Raw genomic sequence first — 23818 nt, 5'->3', positions numbered from 1 at the left:
CACCTCCGGAGTCCTACGCCGAGGGTCCGACAGAACGTGTCTCGGCGATCCGGACCACTCCGTCACGCCCGCCCCGGCGCCTCACCGGAGGGCGGCCGGCAGCGCGGAGGCCGGCACGAACAGGAACCGCAGGTCGATCGCGGCGTGCAGCAGCACCGGCAGCAGGAGCGACCCGGTGTCCAGGTAGACCCCGGCCAGCACACCCCCGAGGACGCCGGTGGTCACCACCCCCGCCGGCCCCTGGTACGCGTGCGCCAGCCCGAACGCGAGCGCGGCGACCAGCACCAGCCCCAGGGCGGGCAGCCCGGGGGCCAGCGCGGCGACCACGGCGAGGAAGAAGCCGCGGTACAGCCACTCCTCGCAGACCCCTGCGGTGACCCCGACCAGGGCGAACAGCCGGCGCTCGGACCGGCTGCGCGGGAGCAGCGCGAGCGCCGAGTGCCCGGGGGCCTCGGCGTGCCGGGCCTCGCCGGGCCGGGTGCGGCGCAGCGTCTCCGGCGGCGGCCCGGCGACCGCACCACTGCGCAGCGCCCGGGTGGTCAGCACGACCAGCGCCATGAGCACCACGACCGCCAACCAGGTCGCCGGCCCGGGCCAGCCGGTCGGCCAGCGCAGCCCCACCTCGGCCGCGCTCACCCCGGTGGCGGCGAGCCAGACCACGACGGTGACCGCCGCCAGACCCCACTCGAGCACCAGCAACCGGCGGTAGAAGGACCGACGCGCCGCCGGGTCGGTGCGCAGTCGCCCCTCGAAGCGCCGGTGCAGCACGTACCCGACGAACGGCTCCCCCACGACCAGGTAGACGGCGATGATCACCGCCGCCAGCTGCGCAGCGCCGAAGTCGGCGAGGGCAGCGGGGAGGTCGGGGGCTCCGGACACGAGGCGAGCGCCTCAGTTCTCGGCGCGCAGGACAGCCAGGGCGCCGGCCAGGTCGGCCGGGTGGTCGCTGGTGAACTCGACCCAGCGCCCGTCGGCGGGGTGGGCGAACCCGAGCCGCACGGCGTGCAGCCACTGCCGGTCCACCCCGAGCCGGGCGGCCAGCGTCGGGTCGGCCCCGTAGGTCATGTCCCCGACGCACGGGTGGCGCAGCGCGGAGAAGTGCACCCGGATCTGGTGCGTGCGCCCGGTCTCGAGGTGGACGTCGACGAGGCTGGCCGCCGGGAAGGCCTCCACCACCTCGTAGTGGGTGACCGACGGGCGGCCACCGGTCACCACCGCGAACCGCCAGTCGTGCTTGGGGTGCCGGTCGATCGGGGCGTCGATCGTGCCCTTGGACGGGTCGGGGTGCCCCTGCACCAGGGCCTGGTACCCCTTGTCGACGGTGCGCTCCTTGAACGCCGCCTTGAGCAGGGTGTACGCCCGCTCGCTCTTGGCGACGACCATGAGCCCGGTGGTCGCGGCGTCCAGGCGGTGCACGACGCCCTGCCGCTCGGCCGCGCCGCTGGTGGAGATCCGGTAGCCGGCCGCGGCCAGTCCGCCGGTGACCGTGGGCCCGGTCCAGCCGGGGCTGCCGTGCGCGGCCACCCCGACCGGCTTGTCGATGACCACGACGTCGTCGTCGTCGTGCACCACCGTCAGCCCGGAGACCGGGACCGGCGCAGCCGGCTCACCCGGTGGTGGCGGCAGCTCGACCTCCAGCCAGCTGCCGGCGGTCAGCCGGTCGCCCTTGCCCCGGGCGCGGCCGTCCACGACGACGGCACCGCCGTCGGCCAGCTCGGCGGCCATGGCGCGGGAGACCCCGAACAGCCGCACCAGCGCCTGGTCGACCCGCTGCCCCTCGAGCCCGTCGGGCACGGGCAGCGACCGGTGTTCACCGGGTCGCCCGCCGGAGGAGGCCGGTCCGGGACTGCTGATCACCGCACCATTGTGACGGGTGGGGCTCCGTGCCCGGCCGCCGCCGGGCCGTCCCGCGGTCAGTCGGTGACGGTGTCCGGCCGGTCGCTGCTGCGGCTGCCGTCGAACTCGATGCCGCGGAAGGCCAGGATCGCGCCGAGCACGCCGCCGCAGACGATCGCCGAGTCGGCGACGTTGAAGATCGGGAACACCCGCCCGTAGGGGTCGAACACCGAGAGGAAGTCCACGACGCCGCCCTGCAGGAACCCCGGGTCGCGGAACACCCGGTCGATCAGGTTGCCCAGGGCACCGCCGAGCACCAGGCCGAGGGTGACCGCCCAGGCCGCCGAGTACATCCGCCGCGCGCTGCGCACGATCACCACGACCACGGCCAGCGCGATCAGGCTGAACACCACCGTGGCGCCCTCGGCGAAGGAGAAGGCCGCACCGGTGTTGCGGGCCTCGGTGAGGTACAGCGCGCCGCCCAGCAGCCGCAACGGCTCCCGGTCGGACAGCGTGGCGACGACGACCAGCTTGGTGACCAGGTCCAGGGCCAGCACCACGGCCGCCAGGCCCAGCAGCAGCCGGGCCCGGGAGCGGCCGCGCGGTCCGGCCGCAGCAGCCGAGGAACCCGCCGGTGGATCGGGCTGCTCGGACATCGCCGTCCTCTCCGCTGGCGGCCCCGGTGACCACGCCGGTCCCGACGATAGCCGCCGGCTGCGGCCGGTTCGGTGCACTGCCGGGAGGCCCCCTCGGCGGCGCCGCCGGGTGGCGGGGCACGATCGCAGGCCGTCGTCTGCGGGGGCGGCCGGACCCGCCGTCCGGACCCGCGCTGCGGGCGGAGGTGGCTCAGGGGACCCTCAGGAGGCGGCCCTGTGATGCATCTCATCACCTCAGATCGAGGGGACTCCCGGGTTCGGGACGTGTCGCCCGCCGGCGCGGACGACGATGGGCCGGTACGCACTCAGTCACGGAGGCAGATCTTGACCACGGATGGTTCCTCGAACCCCGACGTAGTCCTCGTCGGCGGCGGCATCATGAGCGCGACGCTCTCCGCGCTGCTGGGCGTCGTGGCGCCGGACTGGACCGTCGCGGTCTTCGAGTCCGCCGACCAGGTCGCCGGCGAGAGCTCCGACGCGTGGAACAACGCGGGCACCGGCCACTCGGCCCTGTGCGAGCTGAACTACACCCCCGCGGCACCGGACGGTCACGTCGAGACCGCCAAGGCCGTCGGCATCAACGAGCAGTTCCAGGTGTCCCGGCAGTTCTGGTCGCACCTGGTGCGGTCCGGGCTCACCGACTCCCCCAAACGGTTCATCACCTCCGTGCCGCACGTCAGCTTCGTGACCGGCGAGGCCGGGCGGCGCTACATGCGCACCCGGCACGAGGCGCTGGCCGCCGAGCCGCTGTTCGCGGAGATGGAGTACACCGAGGACCGCGACGTCCTGGCCTCGTGGGTGCCGCTGATGATGGCCGGCCGCCCGGCCGACGAGGTCGCCGCCGCGACCCGGTCGCTGGCCGGCACCGACGTGAACTTCGGGGCGCTGACCCGGCTGCTGCTGGACGCCGCGGTCAGCCGCGGCGTCCAGTTGCACACCTCCACCCGGGTCCGCACGGTGCGGCGGGAGTCCGACGGGCGCTGGGCGGTCACCGTCCGCTCCGGCTCCGGCCGCAGCCGCACCGTGCGCACCCGCTTCCTCTTCGTCGGGGCCGGCGGCGGCGCGCTCCCGCTGCTGCAGGGCTCCGGCATCCCGGAGATCCGTGGCTTCGGCGGGTTCCCGGTCAGTGGCCAGTTCCTGCGCACCCGCTCCCCGGAGCTGGTCGGCCAGCACCAGGCCAAGGTCTACGGCCAGGCGAAGGTCGGGGCGCCGCCGATGTCGGTGCCGCACCTGGACCTGCGGCTGATCGACGGCGAGCAGGCCCTGCTGTTCGGGCCCTACGCCGGCTTCTCCCCCAAGTTCCTCAAGGCCGGGTCGATGTGGGACCTGCCGAAGTCGGTGCGCAGCGGCAACCTGGGCTCCATGCTCGGCGCCGGGATCGCCAACATCCCGCTGACCAAGTACCTGATCGGCCAGGTCCTGCAGTCGACCAGCGCCCGGTTCCGCGCACTCGAGGAGTTCGTGCCGACCGCCGAGCAGGACGACTGGGAGCTGATCACCGCCGGCCAGCGGGTGCAGGTCATCAAGCAGGACCCGACGACCGGCCGCGGCGTGCTGCAGTTCGGCACCGAGCTGATCGTGGGGGCCGAGGGCTCGATCGCCGGCCTGCTGGGCGCCTCACCGGGGGCCTCCACCGCCACCTCGGCGATGCTCACGCTGCTGGAGCGCTGCTTCCCGGAGCGGATGGACACCTGGCGCCCGCTGCTGCAGGAGGCCATCCCCTCCTACGGCCACAAGCTGTCCCAGGAGCCGGCCCTGATGGCCGAGGTCCGCGCCGACACGACGAAGACCCTGGAACTCCAGGGCTGAGCGCGCCCGTCCTCCACTGGCCCCGGGGGTTGAGCCGCCTGAGCCGGGGTTGAGCCGCGTCCTGACGCGGCTCAACCCCCGCCCGTCCGGGTCAACCCGGACGTCAGCAGCGATCGTGGAGCCTGGAGGCCTCCCGACCGGGGCGCGGCTCCTGGCCGCGGTGTCGGCCCGGAGGCCGACAGGTCAATCAGTCTCGCTGGGCTGGCCGCTCTCGCCGCGCCAGGTGGCGAGCCGGCCGGCGCGGCTGACCGCGCGCAGCCGCCGCTCGGCCTCCTGGCGGGACCCGCGCGCGGACACCAGCAGCGCCTGGTCGCCGTGCATCAGCCGGGTGGACCGGTCGGGGACGAACGGCTTGCCGTCGCGGACGACGAGGACCACCGCGGCGTCCTCGGGCAGTCGGAGCTCGGGCAGGTAGACGCCGTGCAGGCGGGAGTTGTCCGGTACCCGCAGCTGCATCAGCTCGGCGTCGAACTCCTCCAGCGGCGCGGAGTCGACGTCGACGTCCCGCGGGGTGGTCGGGGCACTGATCCGCAGCAGCCGGGCGACCGCGGGCAGGCCCCAGCCCTGGATGACGGTGAAGATGACGACGAGCACGAAGACGGTGTCGAACACCCCGTCCGCCCCGGGGACGCCGGCGGCGACCGGGAAGGTCGCCAGCACGATGGGGACGGCGCCGCGCAGCCCCGCCCAGGAGATGAACGCCTGCTGCCGCAGCGGCATCCGGAACCAGGTCAGGCTCAGCAGCACCGACAGCGGCCGGGCGATCAGCAGCAGCGCCCCGCCCACGGCCAGCGCGGGGAGCACGGCATCCGGCAGCCGGGACGGGGAGACCAGCAGCCCGAGCAGCACGAACAACCCGATCTGGGCGAGGGAGGCCATGCCCTCGGCGAACCCGATGCTCGCCGCCCGGTACGGCAGCGCCGAGTTGCCCAGCACCAGCCCGCACAGGTACACCGCGACGATCCCGGAGGTCAGGACCAGGGTGGCACTGGAGTAGGCCAGCACGCACAGGGCGAGGGTGGCCAGCGGGTAGAAGCCGACCAGCGGCAGTGCCACCCGCCGCAGCAACCAGGCACCGCCGAAGCCGATGGCCAGGCCGATGGCGGCACCGCCGACCAGCTGCCCGACCACCTCCGCCAGCACCAGGTACCACGGGGCGACGTACCCGCCGGTCAGCCCCTCGGACAGGGCCAGCACCAGGAGGATGACCGGCGCGTCGTTGAGCCCGCTCTCGGACTCCAACGAGGCGGCCAGCCGCCGGGGCAGCGGGATCCGGCGGAGCGTGGCGAACACCGCGGCCGCGTCGGTGGAGCTGATCACCGCGGCCAGCAGCAGCGCGAAGCCCCACGAGTAGCCGAGCAGCCACACCGTGATGGCGGCGGTCACCGACACGCTCACCGCGACACCGACCGTGGCGAGGGTGAGCCCGGGACCGATCGCCCGCCGGACGTCGGTCCAGCGGGTCGTCAGCCCGCCCTCGGCGAGGATGACCACCAGCGCGGCTACCCCCAGGGTCTGGGTCAGCTGGACGTCCTCGAACTCGATGCCGACGCCGCTCTCCCCCAGCGCCACCCCGAACGCCAGGTAGAGCAGCAGCGACGGGAGCCCGATCCGGTCGGCGAGCCGCAGCGCGACCGCGGCGAGGAGGACGACGAGGGCGCCGACGGCCAGCGCGACGGTGACCGTCGTGTTCATCGGCGATCCCCCATGGGGGCAGTCTCCCGTACCGGTCTCCCCGGCCGGTGGCGGCTGCGGACCGACGGCTGCGCGGAGGTGCTGGCGGGGTCGGGGATGATGGGCGGCGTGAGTGCTCCCTCCGGGCCGTTCCAGGCCCTTCCCCCGCAGGTCGACCTGCCGGCCCTCGAACACGAGGTCCTCGAGCAGTGGGAGGCCGACAAGGTCTTCGCCCGATCGCTGGAAGGCTCTGCCGACCGGCCGCAGTGGGTCTTCTACGAGGGCCCGCCGACGGCCAACGGCCGCCCGGGCACCCACCACATCGAGGCGCGGGCGTTCAAGGACGTCTTCCCCCGGTTCAAGACGATGCAGGGCTTCTCCGTCCCCCGTCGCGCCGGCTGGGACTGCCACGGGCTGCCGGTGGAGATCGCCGTGGAGCAGGAGCTCGGCTTCGCCGGCAAGCCCGACATCGAGCGGTACGGGATCGCGGAGTTCAACGCCCGCTGCCGGGAGTCGGTGGAGCGGCACGTCGGCGCGTTCGCCGAGCTGACCCAGCGGATGGGCTACTGGGTCGACATGTCGACGGCCTACCGGACCATGGACGCCAGCTACATCGAGAGCGTCTGGTGGTCGCTGCAGCAGGTGTTCGACAAGGGCCTGCTCGTGGAGGACCACCGGGTCGCCCCGTACTGCCCGCGCTGCGGCACCGGCCTGAGCGACCACGAGGTCGCCCAGGGCTACGAGACGCTGACCGACCCCTCGGTCTACGTCCGGCTCCCGGTGACCAGCGGCGACTGGGCGGGCCAGGCGGACCTGCTCATCTGGACGACGACGCCGTGGACGCTGCCGTCCAACACCGCGGTCGCCGTCCACCCTGACGTCACCTACGTGGTGGCCCGCACCGACGACGGGACGTTCGTCGTCGCCGAGCCGCTGCTGACCGCCGTGCTCGGTGAGAACGTGAAGGTGCTGGCCCGCACCACCGGCCGGGACTGGGAGCGGGTGCACTACCAGCGGCCGTTCGAGCTGGTCGACTTCCCGGAGGGGGACGCGCACTACGTCGTCCTGGCCGAGTACGTCACCACCGAGGACGGCACCGGGCTGGTGCACCAGTCCCCTGCCTTCGGCGCCGACGACTTCACCGTCTGCCGGTCCTACGGCCTGCCGGTGGTCAACCCGATCGACTCGACCGGCCACTTCGTCGCCGACGTGCCGTTGGTCGGCGGGCACTTCTTCAAGGCCGCCGACCCGGCCCTGGTCCAGGACCTGCAGGACCGCGGCGTGCTGTACCGGGAGCTGCGGTACGAGCACAGCTACCCGCACTGCTGGCGCTGCCACACGCCGCTGATGTACTACGCGCAGCCGTCCTGGTACATCCGCACCAGCCAGGTCAAGGACCAGCTGCTGGCGCAGAACGAGCGCACCAACTGGTACCCGGAGAACATCAAGGAAGGCCGCTTCGGCGACTGGCTGAACAACAACGTCGACTGGGCACTCTCCCGCGACCGGTACTGGGGCACCCCGCTGCCGATCTGGCGCAACGACGCCGACCCGAGCCGGATGGTCGTCATCGGCTCGCTCGCCGAGCTGTCCGAGCGCACCGGCCGGGACCTGTCCGACCTCGACCCGCACCGGCCGTTCATCGACGAGGTGACCTTCACCGTGCCCGGTGAGGAGGGCACCTACCGCCGGGTCCGGCAGGTGATCGACGCCTGGTACGACTCCGGGTCGATGCCGTTCGCCCAGTGGGGCGCGCCGCACCGCAACGAGGCGGAGTTCAAGGCGGCGTACCCGGCGCAGTTCATCGCCGAGGCGATCGACCAGACCCGCGGCTGGTTCTACACGCTCATGGCGGTCGGCACCCTGGTGTTCGAGCAGAGCTCCTACGAGAACGTGCTGTGCCTGGGGCACATCCTGGCCGAGGACGGCCGGAAGATGAGCAAGCACCTGGGCAACATCCTGGAGCCGATGCCGCTGATGGACCGGCACGGCGCCGACGCCGTCCGCTGGTTCATGCTGGCCGGCGGCTCCCCCTGGTCCGCCCGCCGGGTCGGCCACGAGACGCTGTCCGAGGTGGTCCGCAAGGTCCTGCTGACCTACTGGAACACCGCCAGCTTCTTCACCCTCTACGCCGAGACCAACGGCTGGGACCCGGCCCTCACCCCCGCTCCCCCGCGCGCCGAGCGTCCACTGCTGGACCGCTGGGCGCTCGCGGAGCTGGCGTCGGTCACCGCCGGCGTCACCGAGGCGCTGGAGCAGTTCGACACCCAGACCGCCGGTCGGCTGATCGCCGAGTTCGTCGACGACCTGTCCAACTGGTACGTGCGGCGCAGCCGGCGACGCTTCTGGGACGGCGACCCGGCGGCGCTGGGCACCCTGCACGAGGTGCTCGACACGCTGACCCGCCTGATGGCGCCGTTCACCCCGTTCGTGACCGAGCGGGTGTGGCGCGGCGTCGTGGTGCCCGGGCAGGTGGCGTCGGTCGACTCGGTGCACCTGGCGAGCTGGCCGTCCGTCGACACCGACGCCCGGGACGACGCGCTGGTCGACCAGGTCGCCCTGGTCCGGCGCCTGGTCGAGCTGGGCCGGTCCGCCCGTACCGCCGGCAAGGCCCGCACCCGCCAGCCGCTGGCCCGGGCGCTCGTGGCCGCCCCCGGGTGGGCGCAGTTGCCGCGTGAGCTGGTCGCCGAGGTGGCCGAGGAGCTGAACGTCGCCGAGCTGACGGAGCTCGCCGGGGTCGACGGCTCGCTGGTCGACGTCTCGGTGAAGGTCGACTTCCGGGCGGTGGGGCGCCGGATGGGCAAGCAGGTGCAGGCGGTCGCCGCCGCGGTCGCCGCCGCCGACGCGGTCGAGCTGGTGGCCGCCTACCGGGCCGGGACGGCGACGGTGCCGGTCGACGGTGCGCCGGTGCCGCTCGTCGAGGGCGACCTGGTGGTCACCGAGACGCCGCGCGAGGGCTGGACGGTGGCCTCGGCCGGTGGGCTCACCGTCGCCCTCGACCTGACCCTCACCCCGGAGCTGGAGCGGGCCGGGCTGGTGCGCGAGGTCGTGCGGCTGGTGCAGGACGCCCGCAAGTCCAGCGGCCTGGCGGTCAGCGACCGGATCGAGGTCTGGTGGACCGGCGAGGGGGCCGTGGCCCAGGCGCTCACCGAGCACGCCGCCCCGCTGGCCGCGGAGGTGCTCGCCACCGCCGTGCACGCCCAGGAGGCCGGCTCCGGCGACGGGCTCGAGGGCCCCGCGGGCGCCCGGGTCTGGATCACCCCGGCGCGCTGACGTCCGACGGGCCCCCGGTGACCAACCGGGGGCCCGGTCTGGTTCGGCCGAGTCAGCACCCGGGGCTCGGCAGCCGGCCCGGACCCCGAGCAGCACAGAGCCCCGCCGGACCAGGTCCGGCGGGGCTCTGTGCTGCTGTGCCTGGTGGGTCAGGCGCTGACGTGCTGGCTCTGCCGGCTGGTGGACGCCGGCTCGGCCGAGCCGCGGCTGTCCAGGTCGCGCAGGTGCGACTCCAGGTAGGAGCGCAGCCGGGTGCGGTACTCCCGCTCGAAGGTGCGCAGCTCGTCGACCTTGCGCTCGAGGCTGGCCCGCTTCTCCTCCAGGGAGCCCATCGCCTCCACCTGCTTGCGCTCGGCGTCCTGGGCGAGAGCGGTGGCCTTGGCGCGGGCCTCGCGCTCCATCGTGTCCGCGCGGGTGCGGGCGTCGCCGAGCATGGCGTCGGCGCGGCTCTTGGCCTCACCGACCATCTGCTCGCTCTTGGCCCGCGCCTCGGACATCATCCGGTCGCTGCTGCTCTTGGCGGTGCCCACCATCTGGTCGGCCTGGGCCTTGGCCTCGTTGACGTGCCGCTCGGCCGTCTCGGTGGCCAGCGCCAGCATCCGCGAGGCCCGGATCGCGTCGTCCTCACGCACCTGGGCCGCCGGCGTCTGCGCCGGCGGGGGCGGCGGGGCCGCGACGGTCATCGGCGCGGACTCGGGCCGCTCCTCCCGCACACCGGACCCGGTGCCACCGGAGCCGCGCAGGTCGTTGTTCTCCTCGATGAGCCGGGCCAGCTCGGCCTCGACCACGTCGAGGAAGGCGTCCACCTCGTCCTCGTCGTAGCCGCGCTTGCCGATCGGCGGCTTCTTGAAGACGACGTTGTGCACGTCGGCGGGAGTCAGTGGCATGCGGCTCACCTCAGGTCGGACGGGAGGAACGGGGACGGATCCAGATCGGCGGCGAACCGGTTCGGGTCCACACCCCGTTCGGGCACGGTACGACGGATCATGCGATGGAGTAGGCCAGGCTGCTCAGGATGCTGCGCAGGAGGATCACGCCGATCAGCAGCACCATAAACCCCAGATCGAGGCGGATGGACCCGAGGTTCAGCGGCGGGATGACCTTGCGCACCGCTTTGAGCGGCGGGTCGGTCGCTGCGTAGACGACCTCGAGCCCCGCCGCGACCAGACCCTGGGGGCGCCAGCTGCGGGCGAGCACCATCACCCAGTCCACGACGAACCGGGCGAAGAGGAGGATCAGGAAGACGAGCAGGATCGACGACACGATCTGCAGAAGGAGAGGCACGGTCCTCGCTCGTTCGGGAGCACCTCACGCCGGGGCGCGGGGTGCAGGGGGTCAGGACTGGCTGAAGAAGCCACCCTCACGGATGCGGGCCTTGTCCTCAGCCGTCACGTCGACGTCCTGCGGACTGAGCAGGAAGACCTTGGCCGTGACTCGCTCGATACTACCGTGCAGCCCGAACGTCAGACCGATGGCGAAGTCGACGAGCCGCTTCGCGTCGGCGTGCTCCATGTCGGTCAGGTTCATGATCACCGGCATGCCGTCCCGGAAGCGCTCGCCGATGGTGCGGGCCTCGTTGTAGGAGGCCGGGTGGACCGTGGTGATCCGGTAGCCCTGCGGAGCCGGAGCCGGAGTCGGAGCCGGCGCGGGGGCCGGGACCGGATCGGGCGCGACGGCCACGGGCTCGCTCATGGCCAGGCCGGCTGCGGCGCCGGAGCCACCGGAGGTGATCCGGCTGCGGCCCGACGAGCCGGACCCGGCGCTCCCGGCGGCGGACAGCCCGCTGCCGGCCAGGCGCGCGGCGGTGCTCCCGCTCGACGGCGTGCCCGCCAGGCCGATCGTCCGCGGCGTGGCCGGCCGCCGGCCGAGGGAGACCTCGGGCTCGGGAGCGCGCTCCTCGACCGGCTCGTCGACCGGGCGCACGCCGGCGTACTCGGTGTCGTAGCCACCGCCGTAGCCGCTGCCGTAGCCGTAGCGGGACTCCTCGGCCACGGGGTCGGCGTCGTCAGCGGCGTACCGGTCGTAGCCGCGGTCGTAGCCCCGGTCGTCGCGGTCGTAGTCGCCCTGCCGTGCGGCGTAGCGGTCGTACCCGCCTCGGGTGTCGTCGTCCTCCACGAGGCCGAGGTAGACCCCCATCCTCCGCATCGCTCCCGCCATCGGACGTCTCCCTCTGGTCTCGTCGGCGCTGGACGCCCCGCGCTGCACTCAGGTGCCTGGGTGGTTCGAGTGGTTCAGGTGGTGCTGGTGTGACTCGGGAGAGCGCAGTCGTGCCGCCTCACTCCCCGTGCCACAGCCCGGTGTCACTGCTCTGCACCGGAGGTTAGGGGGCGCGTCCCGAACAACGCAGTACCGACACGCACCACGGTGGCCCCAGCCGTCACAGCAGCCTCCAGGTCGCCGCTCATGCCTGCCGATGTCTCCGTGGCACCAGGATGGTCGGCGCGCAGCCGGGCGGCCAGCCCGGCGAGCCGCTCGAACGCCGGGGCGGGCTCCTCGCCCCGCGGGGCCACCGCCATCAGGCCACGCAGGCGCAGCTCCGGCGCGCCGGCGATGACGTCCGCGAGGCCGGGGACGTCGACCGGTGCTGTCCCGCCCCGGCTGCCCAGCTCGCCCTCCGGGCCACCCAGGTCGACCTGGACGTAGACGTCCAGGACCCGCTGCTCACGCTCGGCGGCGCGGGCCAGCGCCGTCACCAGGGAGGCGCGGTCCACGGAGTGCACCGCGGCACCCAGTCGGGCCACGGGGGCCACCTTGTTCCGTTGCAGCTGCCCGACCAGGTGCCAGTGCAGTTCGGGGACTGCGGGGTCCTCGGCCAGGGCCGCCGCCTTGCCGGCCAGCTCCTGCACGCGGTTCTCGGCGAAGTGCCGCTGCCCGAGCGCCGCGAGGGCCCGGACGGCGTCGGCCGACCAGGTCTTGCTCACCGCCAGCAGCCGCACCTCGGCCGGGTCACGTCCGGCGGCCCGGGCAGCGTCGTCGATCCGGGCGCGGACGGCCCGCAGGTTCTCGGCGAGGGACGGCCTGTTCTCGGCGACGGGCGACATGGCCTCATCCTCCCCGCAGGGAACGCATCGCTCCCCCGGCGGGTGGACAGCCTGATCCCGTCCCGGAGCCCACCGCGAGCGTGCGTGCGGCGGGCCCCCGGAGGGGATCGGTCAGGAGCCGAGCCAGACGACGCCGGCCTGGCGACCGGTCACGCCGTCGCGGCGGTGGCTGAACAGCCGGGGGTCCTCGACGGTGCAGCGCGGGTCGTGCACGACCTGCCCGACCCCCGCTCCGCGCAGCACATCGGCGATCCCGGCCCGCAGGTCCAGCCCCGGGGTGCCGCGCCGGGTGCGGACCGCGCTGGCCGGGGCGACCCGGGCGACGTCGGCCTGCATCTGCGCGGGCACCTCGTAGTCCAGCCCGCAGACGGCCGGGCCGAGCAGCGCCTCCACGTCGCCCGGCCGGGAGCCCAGCCGGGTCATCGCCGCCAGCGTGGCCGGGACGACCCCGGCCCGCACCCCCTCGCGGCCGGCGTGCACGGCGGCGACCACCCCGGCGACGGGGTCGGCCAGCAGCACCGGCACGCAGTCGGCGACCAGCACGCAGAGCACCAGGCCGGGGGTGGCGGTGACGAGTGCGTCGACGTCGGCGACCGGGTTCTCCTCGGCGTCGGAGACGATCGCGACGCCGGTGCCGTGCACCTGGGTCATCCAGAGCAGCCGGTCGGTCGGCACGCCGAGCTCGCCGGCCAGCCGTGCCCGGTTGGCCGCGACGGCGTCCGGGTCGTCGCCGACGTGCGCCCCCAGGTTGAAGGAGTCGTACGGCGGGACAGAACGGCCGCCCCGCCGGTCGGTGACGACCCGGCGGGGTCGCACCGCCGACGGAGCGGCCGGTCCTGCACTCACAGCTGAGCGGGCGTCACTGGCTGCGGAGGAACTCAGGGATGTCGAGCTCCTCCTCGAAGTCGTCCGAGGCCAGCGGACGACGGGTGGTGCCACCCTGGCCGCCGCCCTGACCGGCGATCGGCGGCAGCGGCGGCACGGTGATCCCACCGCCCTGCGGCGCGCTGCCGGGCTGGCCCGGTCGCGGCGCCGACGGGGAGGCGGCCGCCGGGGCGGCCGACGGCGCAGCCGGAGCCGGACCGGCCGGCCGCTCCCCGGTCTGCACCGGAGCCGACGGACGCGCCGCCGGTGGGGCGCTGACCGGTGCAGCCGGTGCCGTGGGTGCCGACGTCGCCAGCGGGGTGCTGCCGGCGTCCTTGCGGGTGCCGGGCTTGCCACCGTCGAAACCGGCCGCGATCACGGTGACCCGGACCTCGTCACCGAGGGCGTCGTCGATGACGGCGCCGAAGATGATGTTGGCGTCCGGGTGCGCGGCATCGGAGACCAACGAGGCAGCCTCGTTGATCTCGAACAGCCCCAGGTCCGACCCACCCGAGATCGACAGCAGGACGCCGTGGGCGCCCTCCATCGAGGCCTCCAGCAGGGGCGAGGCGATCGCCTGCTCAGCCGCCAGCAGGGCACGGTTGTCCCCGCGGGCACTGCCGATGCCCATCAGCGCCGAGCCGGCCCCGGACATGACCGACTTGACGTCGGCGAAGTCCAGGTTGATCAGGCCGGGCGTGGTGATCAGGTCGGTGATGCCCTGCACACCGGAGAGCAGCACCTGGTCGGCGGTGCGGAAGGCGTCCATCACGCTGACGTTCCGGTCGCCCAGCTGCAGCAGCCGGTCGTTCGGGATGACGATGAGCGTGTCGCACTCGTTGCGCAGCTCCTCGATGCCCGTCTCGGCCTGGACCGCCCGCCGCTTCCCCTCGAAGGAGAACGGACGGGTGACCACGCCGATCGTGAGCGCACCGAGCTTGCGGGAGATGGAGGCGACGACGGGCGCACCACCGGTGCCCGTGCCACCACCCTCGCCGGCCGTCACGAAGACCATGTCGGCGCCCTTGAGCACCTCTTCGATCTCCTCGCGGTGGTCCTCGGCGGCCTGCCGGCCGACGTCGGGCTGCGCACCGGCGCCCAGGCCGCGGGTGAGCTCACGACCGACGTCGAGCTTGACGTCGGCGTCGCTCATCAGCAGCGCCTGTGCATCGGTGTTGATCGCGATGAACTCGACCCCCTTGAGGCCGACCTCGATCATGCGGTTGACCGCGTTCACCCCGCCGCCGCCGATGCCGACGACCTTGATGACCGCTAGGTAGTTGTGCGGAGGTGTCATGCCGCGCTCCCCAACTGGACCCTCATCCTTAGGTTAAGCCTTATAGTTATGTCAACTGAGTCGTTGTGAGGACGAAGTTAGGTGTGCCCATCCAGGGCAGCAAGCACCCCCCTCGGTTCGGCGTGTCCATCCGGCGGATCCCCACGAGGATCGGGCGACACATCCGTCACTTCCCGCTCACGGGACGTGACGACCCGCCTGGTCGGCGTCTCCAGTTGGACTGCAGACATCGCCGGCCCCCTTCGGCACGCCCGAGACGGACGACGCGCGCACCTTTTTCTGGCCGGGCGTGTCGGGAGCCCGACCGGGCTGCACGTGTTCAGCGCAGGACGACCGCGTCGGGGGTGCTGACGTCGAGGGTGCTGGCCGGGTCGAGGGTCCCCTCGTCGATCTGGTCGAGCAGCGCGTCCAGCACCTCGGCCTTGCGGTCGGTCCGTTCGGCGCTCCCCCAGCGCACGGTCCGGCCGTCGGTCAGGGTCAGCGTGACGTCGTCGGCGGAGCGCGCGGACACCTGCGTCACCTGGTTGCGCACGGCGTCCGGCAGTGCGGTGAGCGCACCCAGCCCGGCGGTGGTGGCCGCGTCGTCCGGGCCGGGTTCGCGCACGTCGAGCGGGACCACCCCGCTGGGAGGGTCGCCGGTGATGGTGTCGAACACCACGCCCCCGGCGTCGAGCAGCTGCCGGGTGCCCGCCTGCTCCACGACGGCCACCGGGACGCGTTCCGCCAGCGTGACCACGACCGTCCCCGGCCAGCCGCGGGTCACCTCCACCGAGGCGACCTGAGGCAGCTGAGCCACCCGCCCGGCCGCCGCCCCGGTGTCCACCCGCACCAGCGGGGTGCCCTGCTCGATCCCGGCGACGGAGACGACCTGGGCGTCGGACAGCGCGACGGCGCCGTCGACCCGCACGGTGCGCACCTCGAGCAACGGGCTGGCCAGCAGGACCCACGCCGCGAGCGCCACCACGAGGGACAGTCCGACCGCCACCACGACCAACCGGCGGCGAGGGCTGCGCGCGCGGCTGGGGCGGCCGCGCCGGGAGCCCAGCGAGGTGACCGGTGCAGCCGCTCCCGCCGGGGCGGCGCCGCGCCGTGGTCTGCGGGACCGGTCGCGGGTCGTCGACCCCGTGCGGCTCACCGTGGTGGCTCCGGCCCGTCCTCCACCGCGTCCGTCGGCGCCAGCGCCACCAGCACCTCGGGTCCGACCATCGACACGTCGCCGGCGCCCATGGTCACCACCAGGTCGCCCGGGCGCGCCCGGTCGGCCATCGCCCCGGCGGCCGCCGACCACGAGGGTTCGAAGGCGACCCGCCCGGCGGGCAGCGGCACCGCGTCGGCCACCAGCGCGCCGGTGACCCCGGGGACCGGGTCCTCTCGAGCGCCGTAGACCTCCATCACCACGACCTCGTCGGCCAGGCCCAGGGCGGCACCGAAGCCGGTGGCGAACTGCGCCGTCCGGCTGTAGAGGTGCGGCTGGAAGAGCACCAGCAGGCGGCCCTCCCCCACCACCGCGCGGGCGGCCCGCAGCTGCGCGGCGACCTCGGTGGGGTGGTGGGCGTAGTCGTCGTACACCCGGACCCCGGCGACGGTGCCCTTCAGCTCGAAGCGACGGTGCACGCCGCCGAACCGGCCCAGCCCGGTGACCAGGCCGGCGGCGGGCAGGCCCAGCTCCAGGCCGGCCAGCAGCGCCGCAGCGCTGTTGAGCGCCATGTGCACACCCGGCAGCCGGATGTGCACCGCGCCGAGCTCCTGGCCGTCGAGGACGGCGGTGTACCGCGTGCCGTCCGGGCCGACCTCCAGGTCGACCAGGCGGAGGTCCGCACCGGCCGACTGGCCGTAGGTGCGCACCCGGGCAGTGGCGCCCACGCCCGCCAGCCGGGCGGCACCCGGGTCGTCGGCGCAGAGCACCAGGAAGCCCTCGGCGGGGACGGTGCGCACGAACGTGTCGAACGCCGCCTCCACCGCGGCCAGGTCGCCGTAGTTGTCCAGGTGGTCGGCCTCGACGTTGGTGACGATGCCCCCGCGCGGGGCCAGCAACAGGAAGGACCGGTCGCTCTCGTCGGCCTCGGCGAGGAAGACGTCGCCCTGGCCGGCGTGGGCGTTCGAACCGGACTCGTTGAGCGTGCCGCCGATGGCGAAGGAGGGGTCGACGCCACAGGCCTGGACGGCGACGGTCAGCATCGAGGTCGTCGAGGTCTTCCCGTGGGTGCCCGCCACCGCGACGCTGCGCCGCCCGGCCATCACCGCCGCCAGCGCCACCGCCCGCGGCAGCACCCGCAGCCCGCGCTCGCGGGCGGCCGCGAGCTCGGCGTTCTCGTCGCGGATGGCGGTGGAGACGACCACGGTCGCGGCCTCGCCCAGGTGCTCGGCGGCGTGACCGACCTCGACCCGGGCACCGAGCGCGTCCAGCGCGCGCAGCGCCGGGGAGTCCCGCCGGTCACTGCCGGAGACCGGGACCCCGCGGGCCAGCATGATCCGGGCGATGCCGCTCATCCCGGCCCCGCCGATCCCGATGAAGTGCACCGGCCCCAGCTCGTCGAGCGACGGGATCGGCCCCCGCCAGGCGGCGACGTCGTCGGCGCTCATCGGGTGCGCACCCCCTCGGCGGCGACCTGCAGCACGAGGTCGGCGAGTCGCTCGTCGGCGTCCGGGGTGCCGGCTGCGGCCGCGGCGGCGGCCAGCGCCGACAGCGCGGCCGGGTCGGTGAGCAGCGGCACGAGCTCGCCCCGGATCCAGGCCGGGGACAGGTCCGCGTCGGCGACCAGCAGCCCCCCACCGGCCTCCACCACGGGCAGCGCGTTGAGCCGCTGCTCACCGTTGCCGATCGGCAGCGGGACGAACACGGCCGGGAGCCCGACCGCGGAGAGCTCGGCGACGGTCACCGCGCCGGAGCGGCACAGCGCCAGGTCCGCCGCGGCGTAGGCCAGGTCCATCCGCTCCAGGTAGTCCACGACGACGTAGGGCGCTCCCCCGGCCGGCCGGGCGGGCACCGAGACGTCGGTGTTCTTCGGCCCCCGGGCGTGCAGCACCTGCACCCCGGCGGCGGTCAGCGCATCGGCCGCGCCGACCGCGGCCCGGTTCAGCGACGCGGCGCCCTGCGAGCCGCCGAACACCAGCAGGGTCGGGCGGTCGGGGTCCAGCCCGAACTCCGCGCGCGCCTCGGCCCGCCGGGCGGCCCGGTCCAGCCCGCTGATCGCCGTCCGCAGCGGCATCCCGACGTGCTCGGCGCGGTGCAGCGGCGTGCTCGGGACGGTGACCGCGACGCGGGCAGCGAGCCGGGCGCCGATCCGGTTGGCCAGCCCCGGCAGCGCGTTCTGCTCGTGCACCACGATCGGGACGCCGCCCCGCCCCCGCCCGGCCCGGCGGGCGGCCAGGTAGGCCGGCAGGGCCACGTACCCGCCGAAGCCGACGACGACGTCAGCCTCGAGCTCGGTGAGCAACGCCCGGGTCTCGGCGACGGCCCGGCGGACGCGGCCCGGGACGCGCAGCAGGTCCGGCGTCGGCTTGCGCGGCAGCGGGACGGGCGGGATGAGCCGCAGGTCGTAGCCCCGGGCCGGCACCAGCCGGGTCTCCATGCCCCGAGCGGTGCCCAGGCAGGTGACCCGGGGGGCACCGCCGGCGGCGCCGGTGCGGCGGGTGAGGGCGTCGGCGAGGGCGAGCATCGGCTCGATGTGGCCGCCGGTGCCGCCACCGGCGAGCACGACGTGCACCGGGGTGGGGTCGGAGGAGGGCACGACCGGGCCGTTCTCGCCGGGGTCGTGCTGGGGGGAGGTCACTGCGGGCGTCCTGGCCGTTCTGTTCTCGAGGGGCGGGACCGCGGGACGGGCCGGCCCTGGGCAGCGGGCGGCTCCCCGGACCGGGGACGGTCGCGGAGCCCCTCGCGCAGGGCAGGCCCCGCCGCGGACGAGGGCCGGCTGCGGACGGTCGGGCGGTCACCGGGGTTCTGCCGGCGGTCGACAGTCTGCCGTTCCTGGCCACCGCGGCGCGCGTCCGGGGCGGGCGCCGGACCCCCGGCCCCACGCCCCCGGCCTCCAGGGGACGACGTCGGGTGCCCGGTCACCCGGGCGACCGTCCGGCCGTTCCCGGAGCGGGGTGCCGGGGGCGGCGGTCCGGGGCGGGCGGTGGACCGGCTCTCCCGGCGCCGGCGGGAGGGCACCGGGTCGACGGCCGCGGCGGGGACCGGCGCGAACAGCCGGGCGAGCCGGCCGCGGTGCTGGCCGCGCTGGACGGCGATCGCGGCGGGCTCGGCCCGGGCGAAGCGGACCAGCAGCCCGACGACGAAGAGGGTGAGGACCAGCGAGGTGCCGCCGGCGGAGATCAGCGGCAGCGTCACGCCGGTGACCGGCAGCAGGCCCACCACGTAGCCCATGTTGATCACGGCCTGCCCGACCAGCCACACGGTGATGGCCACGCTGGACAACTGGACGAAGCGGTCGGTGGACCGGCGGGCGATCCGGAAGCCCGCCCAGGCCAGGATCCCGTAGAGGGTCACCACCACCAGGCAGCCGAGGAAGCCCAGCTCCTCGCCGATGATCGCGAAGATGTAGTCGGACTCCGCGTGCGGCAGGAGGTTCCACTTCATCGCGCTGTTGCCCAGCCCGACGCCCCACACCCCGCCGGTGGCGAGCGCGTACAGCCCGCGGATGGCCTGGTAGCCGCCGTTCTCCGGGTCGGCGAAGGGGTCCAGGAACGAGGTGATCCGGGCCATCCGGTAGCTCGCGAACGACACCATCAGGACGACGGCCACGGCGGCGAGCGCCACGGCGCCGACGATGTAGCGGCGGGACAGCCCGCCGGCCCACATCAGCCCGGCCAGCACCAGCCCCAGGCTGACCACCGCGCCCATGTCCGGCTCGAGCAGCAACAGCAGCGACAGCACGCCGAACACCGGCAGCACCGGGACGAGCAGCGACTGGACGGTCAGGTACTTCTCGCGCAGGGCGATGACGTGCGCGCCCCAGAGGGCGAAGACCAGCTTGCCCAGCTCGGAGGGCTGGAAGTTGGTGAAGCCCAGGTCGAACCAGGCGCGCGAGCCGTTCAGCTTCAGCCCGATCCCCGGCACCAGGACCAGCAGCAGCAGCCCGACGACGCCCAGCAGCGCCCAGCCGGAGAACTGGCGGATGCGGCCGACCGGCAGGTGCATCGCGACCAGCATGGCGAGCAGCCCGATGGCGGCGAAGGCGATCTGCCGGACGCCGGGGAGCCAGGCCGGCTGGCCGGCCTTGGCCGCCTCGATCGAGGAGGCGGAGAAGACCATCACCAGTCCGATGGCCAACAGCATGCCGGCCGCCCCGAGCACCAGGTGGGAGCTGGTCATCGGGCCGTCGACCCAGGCCGGGGCGCGGAAGCGCGGTCCCCCGGCCCGGGCTGCGCTGGGCTGCTGCTCCGCGCGGCCGGCGCGGCGGGACGAGCGCTGCCCGGTGGTCGCCGTCACCGGTCGGTCAGCCCAGCGCGCGGACCGCGTCGGCGAAGGCCCGGCCGCGGTGCGCGTAGTCGGTGAACACGTCCATCGAGGCGGCCGCCGGGGCGAGCAGCACGGTGTCCCCGGGGCGGGCCAGCCGGACGGCGGCCGCGACCACCTCACGCATCACACTGTCCCCGTCCGTCACAGCGCCATCGTCGCCGCTGGGGACCACCGTGCGTGGGACCGACGGGGCGTGTCGCGCCAGCGAGCGGGCCAGCACCTCCCGATCCCGGCCCAGCAGCACCACCCCGGCCAGCCGCGGGGCGACCGCGGCGACCAGCGGCTCGACGTCGGCGCCCTTGAGCAGGCCCCCGGCGATCCACACCACCCGCGGGTAGGCGGCCAGCGAGGCGCCGGCCGCGTGCGGGTTCGTGGCCTTGCTGTCGTCGACGAAGTCGATGCCGTCGACACTGCCGACCAGCACGTTCCGGTGGGCGCCGCCGCGGAAGCCGGCCAGGCCGCGGCCGACCGCCGCCGCGTCGACGCCGGCGACCCGGGCCAGGGCCGCGGCGGCCAGCGCGTTGACCGTGTTGTGCGGTCCCCGCACCTGGAGGGCCTCGAGCTCGACGAGCACCTCACCGGCCGGGTCCGGGCTGAACGCGCGGTCGACGAGGGCACCGGACCGGACGCCCAGTTGGCCGCGGGCGGGCTCGCCGAGGGTCACGGTGACCGGGTGCCGGTGGGCCGCGACGAGCGCGGACGCGACCGGGTCCCCGGCGTCGGCGACCGCGACCGGCGCCAGCCGCAGCAGCCGGGCCTTGGCGTCGCGGTAGGCGTCGAAGGAGCCGTGCCAGTCGACGTGGTCGTCGGCGACGTTGAGCACGCAGGCCCCGGCCGGGGCGATCGAGGAGGACCAGTGCAGCTGGAAGCTGGAGAGCTCCACGGCGATCGCGTCGTGGACGGGGACGCCGTCGGCGTCGCGGGCGGTGACCACCTCGACGAGCGGCCGGCCGACGTTGCCCGCCGCGACCGCCCGCCGCCCGCCGGCCAGCAGCACCGCCTCGAGCATCGTGACCGTCGTCGTCTTCCCGTTGGTGCCGGTGACCGCGAACCAGGGGGCGGGCTCCGCGCCCGGCGCCGCGGTCCGCAGCCGCCAGGCCAGCTCCGGCTCGCCGATGACCTCCACGCTGCGGGCGGCGGCGGTCCGCAGCAGCGGGGAGTCCGGCCGCCAGCCCGGGGAGGTGACGACCAGGTCGATGCCCTCCGGCGGCTCGCTGAGCGCGCCCAGCCAGCGGGCGCCCGCCCCGACCAGCTCGGTCAGCACGGCGGGCTCGGTGGCATCGGTGAGCCAGACGTCGTCCCCGCGGGACAGCAGCACCCGCGCCGCCGCGGCGCCGGAGACGCCGAGCCCGGCGACCAGCACGGTGCCCAGCGGCCGGTCCGCCGTCCCGTTCGCGTGGGTCATCTCTACAGCCCCGTGACGGAGAGCCAGTCGGCGTAGAACAGCCCCAGCCCGAAGGCGACCGCCATCCCGGTGACCAGCCAGAACCGGACGATCACGGTGTTCTCCGCCCAGCCGGCGAGCTCGAAGTGGTGGTGCAGCGGGGCCATCCGGAAGACCCGGCGACGGGTGGCCCGGAAGAAGCCGACCTGGATCACCACCGACAGGGTGACCGCCACGAACAGCCCGCCGAGGACGACGAGGAGCAGCTCGGTGCGGGTGACGATGGCCAGCCCGGCCATCAGCCCACCCAGGGCCAGCGAACCGGTGTCGCCCATGAAGATCCGGGCCGGTGAGGTGTTCCACCACAGGAAGCCCAGGCAGGCGCCCATCGCCGCGGCGGCCACCAGGGTGACGTCGAGCGGGTCACGGACCGTGTAGCAGCCGTCGACGAGGCCGCCGGCGCAGTCGTTGCCGAACTGCCAGAACGAGATGACCACGTAGGAGCCGAACACCATCGCCGAGGCGCCGGCGGCCAGCCCGTCGAGGCCGTCGGTGAGGTTGACCGCGTTGGAGAAGCCGGCGATGAAGAGGTAGGCCAGCGCGACGAACGCGACCGTCGGCAGGGTGAGCGGGGCGATGTCCCGGACGAAGGAGACCGTCGTGGTGGCCACTGCGGTCCCGTCCTCACCGTCGGCCATCAGCGCGAGGACGGCGAAGGTGACCCCGATGACCAGCTGGCCGACCAGCTTGGCGGTCTTGTTCAGGCCGAGGCTGCGCCGGTACCGGATCTTGAGGTAGTCGTCGAGGAACCCGACCGTGCCCAGGCCGATGAGCAGGAACAGCAGCAGCAGACCGGTGGCGGTGACGCCACGGCCCTCCTGGTTGATCACGAACAGGTGCGCCACCAGGTAGCCGACCACCGTGGCCAGCACCATCACGGTGCCGCCCATGGTGGGCGTGCCCTTCTTCGACAGGTGGCTCTCCGGGCCGTCGTCCCGGATCTCCTGGCCGAAGCCGTGCTTCCGGAAGGCCTTGATCGCCAACGGGGTCAGCAGGATCGAGACGATCAGCCCGACGGCGGCGGCGACGAGGACGGACCTCACGCGGTCACCTCCGGGCCGCCGTCGGCGATCAGATCGGCGGCGAGCTCCTCGAGGCCGTAGCTGCGCGAGGCCTTCACCAGGACGACGTCACCCGGTCCGACCACCTCGCTCAGCAACCGCCGGGCTGCTGCCCGGTCCGGCAGGTGCACGGACTCCTCCTGCTCTCCCCCGCGGTCGCCTGCGCGACCACGGACGTCCAGTTCCGCGCGGGCACCTGCGTGCACACCGGCCGCGTCGGGCCCGACGGAGACGACGAGGTCGACCCCGGCGCGCACGGCGTCCCGGCCCAGCTCCTCGTGCGCAGCCCCGGCGGTGGGGCCGAGCTCCCCCATCGCGCCGAGCACGGCGATCCGGCGGCGGCCCCGCAGCCGGCGGAGCGCGGCCAGCGCGGCCCGCATCGACTCGGGGTTGGCGTTGTAGGCGTCGTTGACGACGGTCACGCCGTCGGCGCGGGTGGTGACCTCCATCCGCCAGCGGCTGCGCGGCGCGGCGGCCGACAGCGCCTGCGCGACCGCGGCGGGCGTCATCCCGGCAGCCAGCGCCGCGCCGGCGGCGGACAGGGCGTTGGCGACCTGGTGCACGCCGACGACCTGCAGGGCGACCGGGTGCTCCTCGCCGCGCGCGTGGAGGGTGAACCGGGCGCGGGCGGCGTCGTCGAGCTCGACGTCGGTGGCCCGCACGTCGGCGTGCCCGGCCAGCCCGGTGGTCAGCACCGCGGCCTGGGTGCGGGGGGCCATGCCGGCCACCCGGGCGTCGTCGGCGTTGAGCACGGCGGTGCCGGTGGCCGGCAGGGCCGCCACCAGCTCGCCCTTGCTGGTGGCGATCACCTCGGCGCTGCCGAACTCCCCGAGGTGGGCGGACCCGACGTTGAGCACCACGCCGATGGCCGGCCGGGCGATGTGGCACAGCCGGGCGATGTGGCCGGGGCCCCGCGAGCCCATCTCCAGGACCAGGAAGCGGGTGTCCGCATCGGCGGACAGCACGGTCAGCGGCAGGCCGATGTCGTTGTTGAAGGACCCCTGGGGGCTGACGGTCGGGCCGGCGGCGGCCAGCACCTGGCCGAGCAGGTCCTTGGTCGAGGTCTTGCCGGAGGACCCGGTGACGCCGATGGTCACCAGACCCGCCTGCACCAGTCGGCCGTGCACGGCCGCGGCCAGGCGACCGAGGGCCGCCACCGGGTCGGCGACGACGACGCAGGGCAGGGCGGGGTCGGCGCGGGTGGTCAGTGCCCCGGCCGCCCCGGCTGCGGCAGCGGCCGGGAGGAAGTCGGCGCCGTCCACCCGTTCCCCGGGGAGGGCGACGAAGAGGTCACCGGGGGCCACGGCGCGGGAGTCGACCAGCACCGCGCCGGTCACCGTGGCGGAGGGGTCGCCGACCAGGTCGCCGTCGACGGCCGCGGCCACCTCGGCCACGGTCATTG

19 protein-coding genes are annotated in these 23818 nt (G+C 74.6%); 2 read left to right on the top strand and 17 right to left on the bottom strand.

The window, feature by feature from the left end:
- Positions 1-81: 81 nt before the first annotated feature.
- Genes O2V61_RS08075 through lspA form a run of 3 tightly spaced genes read right to left on the bottom strand, consistent with a single transcriptional unit; the run spans position 82 to position 2492 of the window.
- Positions 82-879 (bottom strand): CPBP family intramembrane glutamic endopeptidase, encoded by a 798-nt coding sequence (locus tag O2V61_RS08075; RefSeq protein WP_269182782.1) that lies wholly within the window; start codon positions 877-879, stop codon positions 82-84.
- Between the two features lie 12 nt (positions 880-891).
- On the bottom strand, positions 892-1857 hold the full coding sequence (locus O2V61_RS08070) for an RluA family pseudouridine synthase (RefSeq protein WP_269182781.1): 966 nt from the start codon (positions 1855-1857) through the stop codon (positions 892-894).
- Positions 1858-1913: 56 nt separating this feature from the next.
- The gene (gene lspA / locus O2V61_RS08065) at positions 1914-2492 is read right to left on the bottom strand and encodes a signal peptidase II (RefSeq protein ID WP_269182780.1); all 579 of its coding nucleotides are present in this window, start codon (positions 2490-2492) and stop codon (positions 1914-1916) included.
- A 324-nt stretch (positions 2493-2816) separates the two neighbouring features.
- Here lspA and mqo point away from each other — a divergent pair, with 324 nt between their 5' ends.
- Complete coding sequence (gene mqo / locus O2V61_RS08060) at positions 2817-4301, top strand: malate dehydrogenase (quinone) (protein WP_442929168.1); 1485 nt, start codon at positions 2817-2819, stop codon at positions 4299-4301.
- A 183-nt stretch (positions 4302-4484) separates the two neighbouring features.
- Here the strand turns inward: mqo and O2V61_RS08055 are convergent, their stop codons facing one another.
- Entirely contained in the window at positions 4485-5996 is a 1512-nt protein-coding gene (locus O2V61_RS08055) for a potassium/proton antiporter (protein WP_269182778.1), read from the bottom strand.
- A gap of 108 nt (positions 5997-6104) precedes the next feature.
- On the opposite strand from O2V61_RS08055, the gene ileS reads away from it, so the two are divergent.
- The gene (gene ileS, locus O2V61_RS08050) at positions 6105-9248 is read left to right on the top strand and encodes an isoleucine--tRNA ligase (protein ID WP_269182777.1); all 3144 of its coding nucleotides are present in this window, start codon (positions 6105-6107) and stop codon (positions 9246-9248) included.
- A gap of 149 nt (positions 9249-9397) precedes the next feature.
- Here the strand turns inward: ileS and wag31 are convergent, their stop codons facing one another.
- The 13 genes from wag31 to O2V61_RS07985 all read right to left on the bottom strand — a co-directional run bounded on the left by wag31 (position 9398) and on the right by O2V61_RS07985 (position 23816).
- The gene (gene wag31, locus O2V61_RS08045; protein WP_269182776.1) at positions 9398-10135 is read right to left on the bottom strand and encodes a DivIVA-like cell division protein Wag31; all 738 of its coding nucleotides are present in this window, start codon (positions 10133-10135) and stop codon (positions 9398-9400) included.
- A gap of 97 nt (positions 10136-10232) precedes the next feature.
- Positions 10233-10511, bottom strand: coding sequence for a YggT family protein (locus O2V61_RS08040; RefSeq protein WP_269182775.1), 279 nt, complete (start codon positions 10509-10511; stop codon positions 10233-10235).
- A gap of 72 nt (positions 10512-10583) precedes the next feature.
- Positions 10584-11405, bottom strand: coding sequence for a cell division protein SepF (locus O2V61_RS08035; RefSeq protein ID WP_269182774.1), 822 nt, complete (start codon positions 11403-11405; stop codon positions 10584-10586).
- Positions 11406-11548: 143 nt separating this feature from the next.
- Positions 11549-12289, bottom strand: coding sequence for a YggS family pyridoxal phosphate-dependent enzyme (locus tag O2V61_RS08030; RefSeq protein ID WP_269182773.1), 741 nt, complete (start codon positions 12287-12289; stop codon positions 11549-11551).
- A gap of 111 nt (positions 12290-12400) precedes the next feature.
- The gene (pgeF, locus tag O2V61_RS08025) at positions 12401-13105 is read right to left on the bottom strand and encodes a peptidoglycan editing factor PgeF (RefSeq protein WP_269182772.1); all 705 of its coding nucleotides are present in this window, start codon (positions 13103-13105) and stop codon (positions 12401-12403) included.
- A 43-nt stretch (positions 13106-13148) separates the two neighbouring features.
- Positions 13149-14450 (bottom strand): cell division protein FtsZ, encoded by a 1302-nt coding sequence (gene ftsZ, locus O2V61_RS08020; RefSeq protein ID WP_269182771.1) that lies wholly within the window; start codon positions 14448-14450, stop codon positions 13149-13151.
- 319 nt (positions 14451-14769) lie between these two features.
- The gene (locus O2V61_RS08015; protein ID WP_269182770.1) at positions 14770-15585 is read right to left on the bottom strand and encodes a cell division protein FtsQ/DivIB; all 816 of its coding nucleotides are present in this window, start codon (positions 15583-15585) and stop codon (positions 14770-14772) included.
- Positions 15582-17033 (bottom strand): UDP-N-acetylmuramate--L-alanine ligase, encoded by a 1452-nt coding sequence (gene murC, locus O2V61_RS08010; RefSeq protein WP_269182769.1) that lies wholly within the window; start codon positions 17031-17033, stop codon positions 15582-15584. The genes O2V61_RS08015 and murC overlap by 4 nt, the downstream gene beginning before the upstream one ends.
- Positions 17030-18223 carry an undecaprenyldiphospho-muramoylpentapeptide beta-N-acetylglucosaminyltransferase gene (gene murG, locus O2V61_RS08005; protein WP_269182768.1) on the bottom strand — a complete coding sequence of 398 codons (1194 nt, stop codon included), beginning with the start codon at positions 18221-18223 and terminating at the stop codon, positions 17030-17032. Before murG ends, murC begins: the two co-directional genes overlap by 4 nt.
- Positions 18220-19881 carry a putative lipid II flippase FtsW gene (gene ftsW, locus O2V61_RS08000; RefSeq protein ID WP_269182767.1) on the bottom strand — a complete coding sequence of 554 codons (1662 nt, stop codon included), beginning with the start codon at positions 19879-19881 and terminating at the stop codon, positions 18220-18222. The genes murG and ftsW overlap by 4 nt, the downstream gene beginning before the upstream one ends.
- A gap of 7 nt (positions 19882-19888) precedes the next feature.
- Complete coding sequence (gene murD / locus O2V61_RS07995; RefSeq protein ID WP_269182766.1) at positions 19889-21316, bottom strand: UDP-N-acetylmuramoyl-L-alanine--D-glutamate ligase; 1428 nt, start codon at positions 21314-21316, stop codon at positions 19889-19891.
- 2 nt (positions 21317-21318) lie between these two features.
- Complete coding sequence (gene mraY / locus O2V61_RS07990; protein WP_269182765.1) at positions 21319-22398, bottom strand: phospho-N-acetylmuramoyl-pentapeptide-transferase; 1080 nt, start codon at positions 22396-22398, stop codon at positions 21319-21321.
- Positions 22395-23816, bottom strand: coding sequence for a UDP-N-acetylmuramoyl-tripeptide--D-alanyl-D-alanine ligase (locus O2V61_RS07985; protein WP_269183000.1), 1422 nt, complete (start codon positions 23814-23816; stop codon positions 22395-22397). Before O2V61_RS07985 ends, mraY begins: the two co-directional genes overlap by 4 nt.
- Positions 23817-23818: the final 2 nt, after the last annotated feature.

The organism is Modestobacter sp. VKM Ac-2985, from assembly GCF_026967925.1.
Classification (GTDB): Bacteria; Actinomycetota; Actinomycetes; order Mycobacteriales; family Geodermatophilaceae; genus Modestobacter.
Note: the sequence above shows the minus strand (reverse complement) of the source record. Positions and strands in the feature narration are given on the sequence as shown.

Excerpts from the sequence above, each read along its gene's own strand:
- lspA (WP_269182780.1), bottom strand. The coding sequence starts at position 2,492 with ATGTCCGAGCAGCCCGATCCACCGGCGGGTTCCTCGGCTGCTGCGGCC.
- O2V61_RS08055 (WP_269182778.1), bottom strand. The coding sequence starts at position 5,996 with ATGAACACGACGGTCACCGTCGCGCTGGCCGTCGGCGCCCTCGTCGTC.
- wag31 (WP_269182776.1), bottom strand. The coding sequence starts at position 10,135 with ATGCCACTGACTCCCGCCGACGTGCACAACGTCGTCTTCAAGAAGCCG.
- O2V61_RS08035 (WP_269182774.1), bottom strand. The coding sequence starts at position 11,405 with ATGGCGGGAGCGATGCGGAGGATGGGGGTCTACCTCGGCCTCGTGGAG.
- O2V61_RS08030 (WP_269182773.1), bottom strand. The coding sequence starts at position 12,289 with ATGTCGCCCGTCGCCGAGAACAGGCCGTCCCTCGCCGAGAACCTGCGG.
- ftsZ (WP_269182771.1), bottom strand. The coding sequence starts at position 14,450 with ATGACACCTCCGCACAACTACCTAGCGGTCATCAAGGTCGTCGGCATC.
- murC (WP_269182769.1), bottom strand. The coding sequence starts at position 17,033 with ATGAGCGCCGACGACGTCGCCGCCTGGCGGGGGCCGATCCCGTCGCTC.
- murD (WP_269182766.1), bottom strand. The coding sequence starts at position 21,316 with ATGACCCACGCGAACGGGACGGCGGACCGGCCGCTGGGCACCGTGCTG.
- O2V61_RS07985 (WP_269183000.1), bottom strand. The coding sequence starts at position 23,816 with ATGACCGTGGCCGAGGTGGCCGCGGCCGTCGACGGCGACCTGGTCGGC.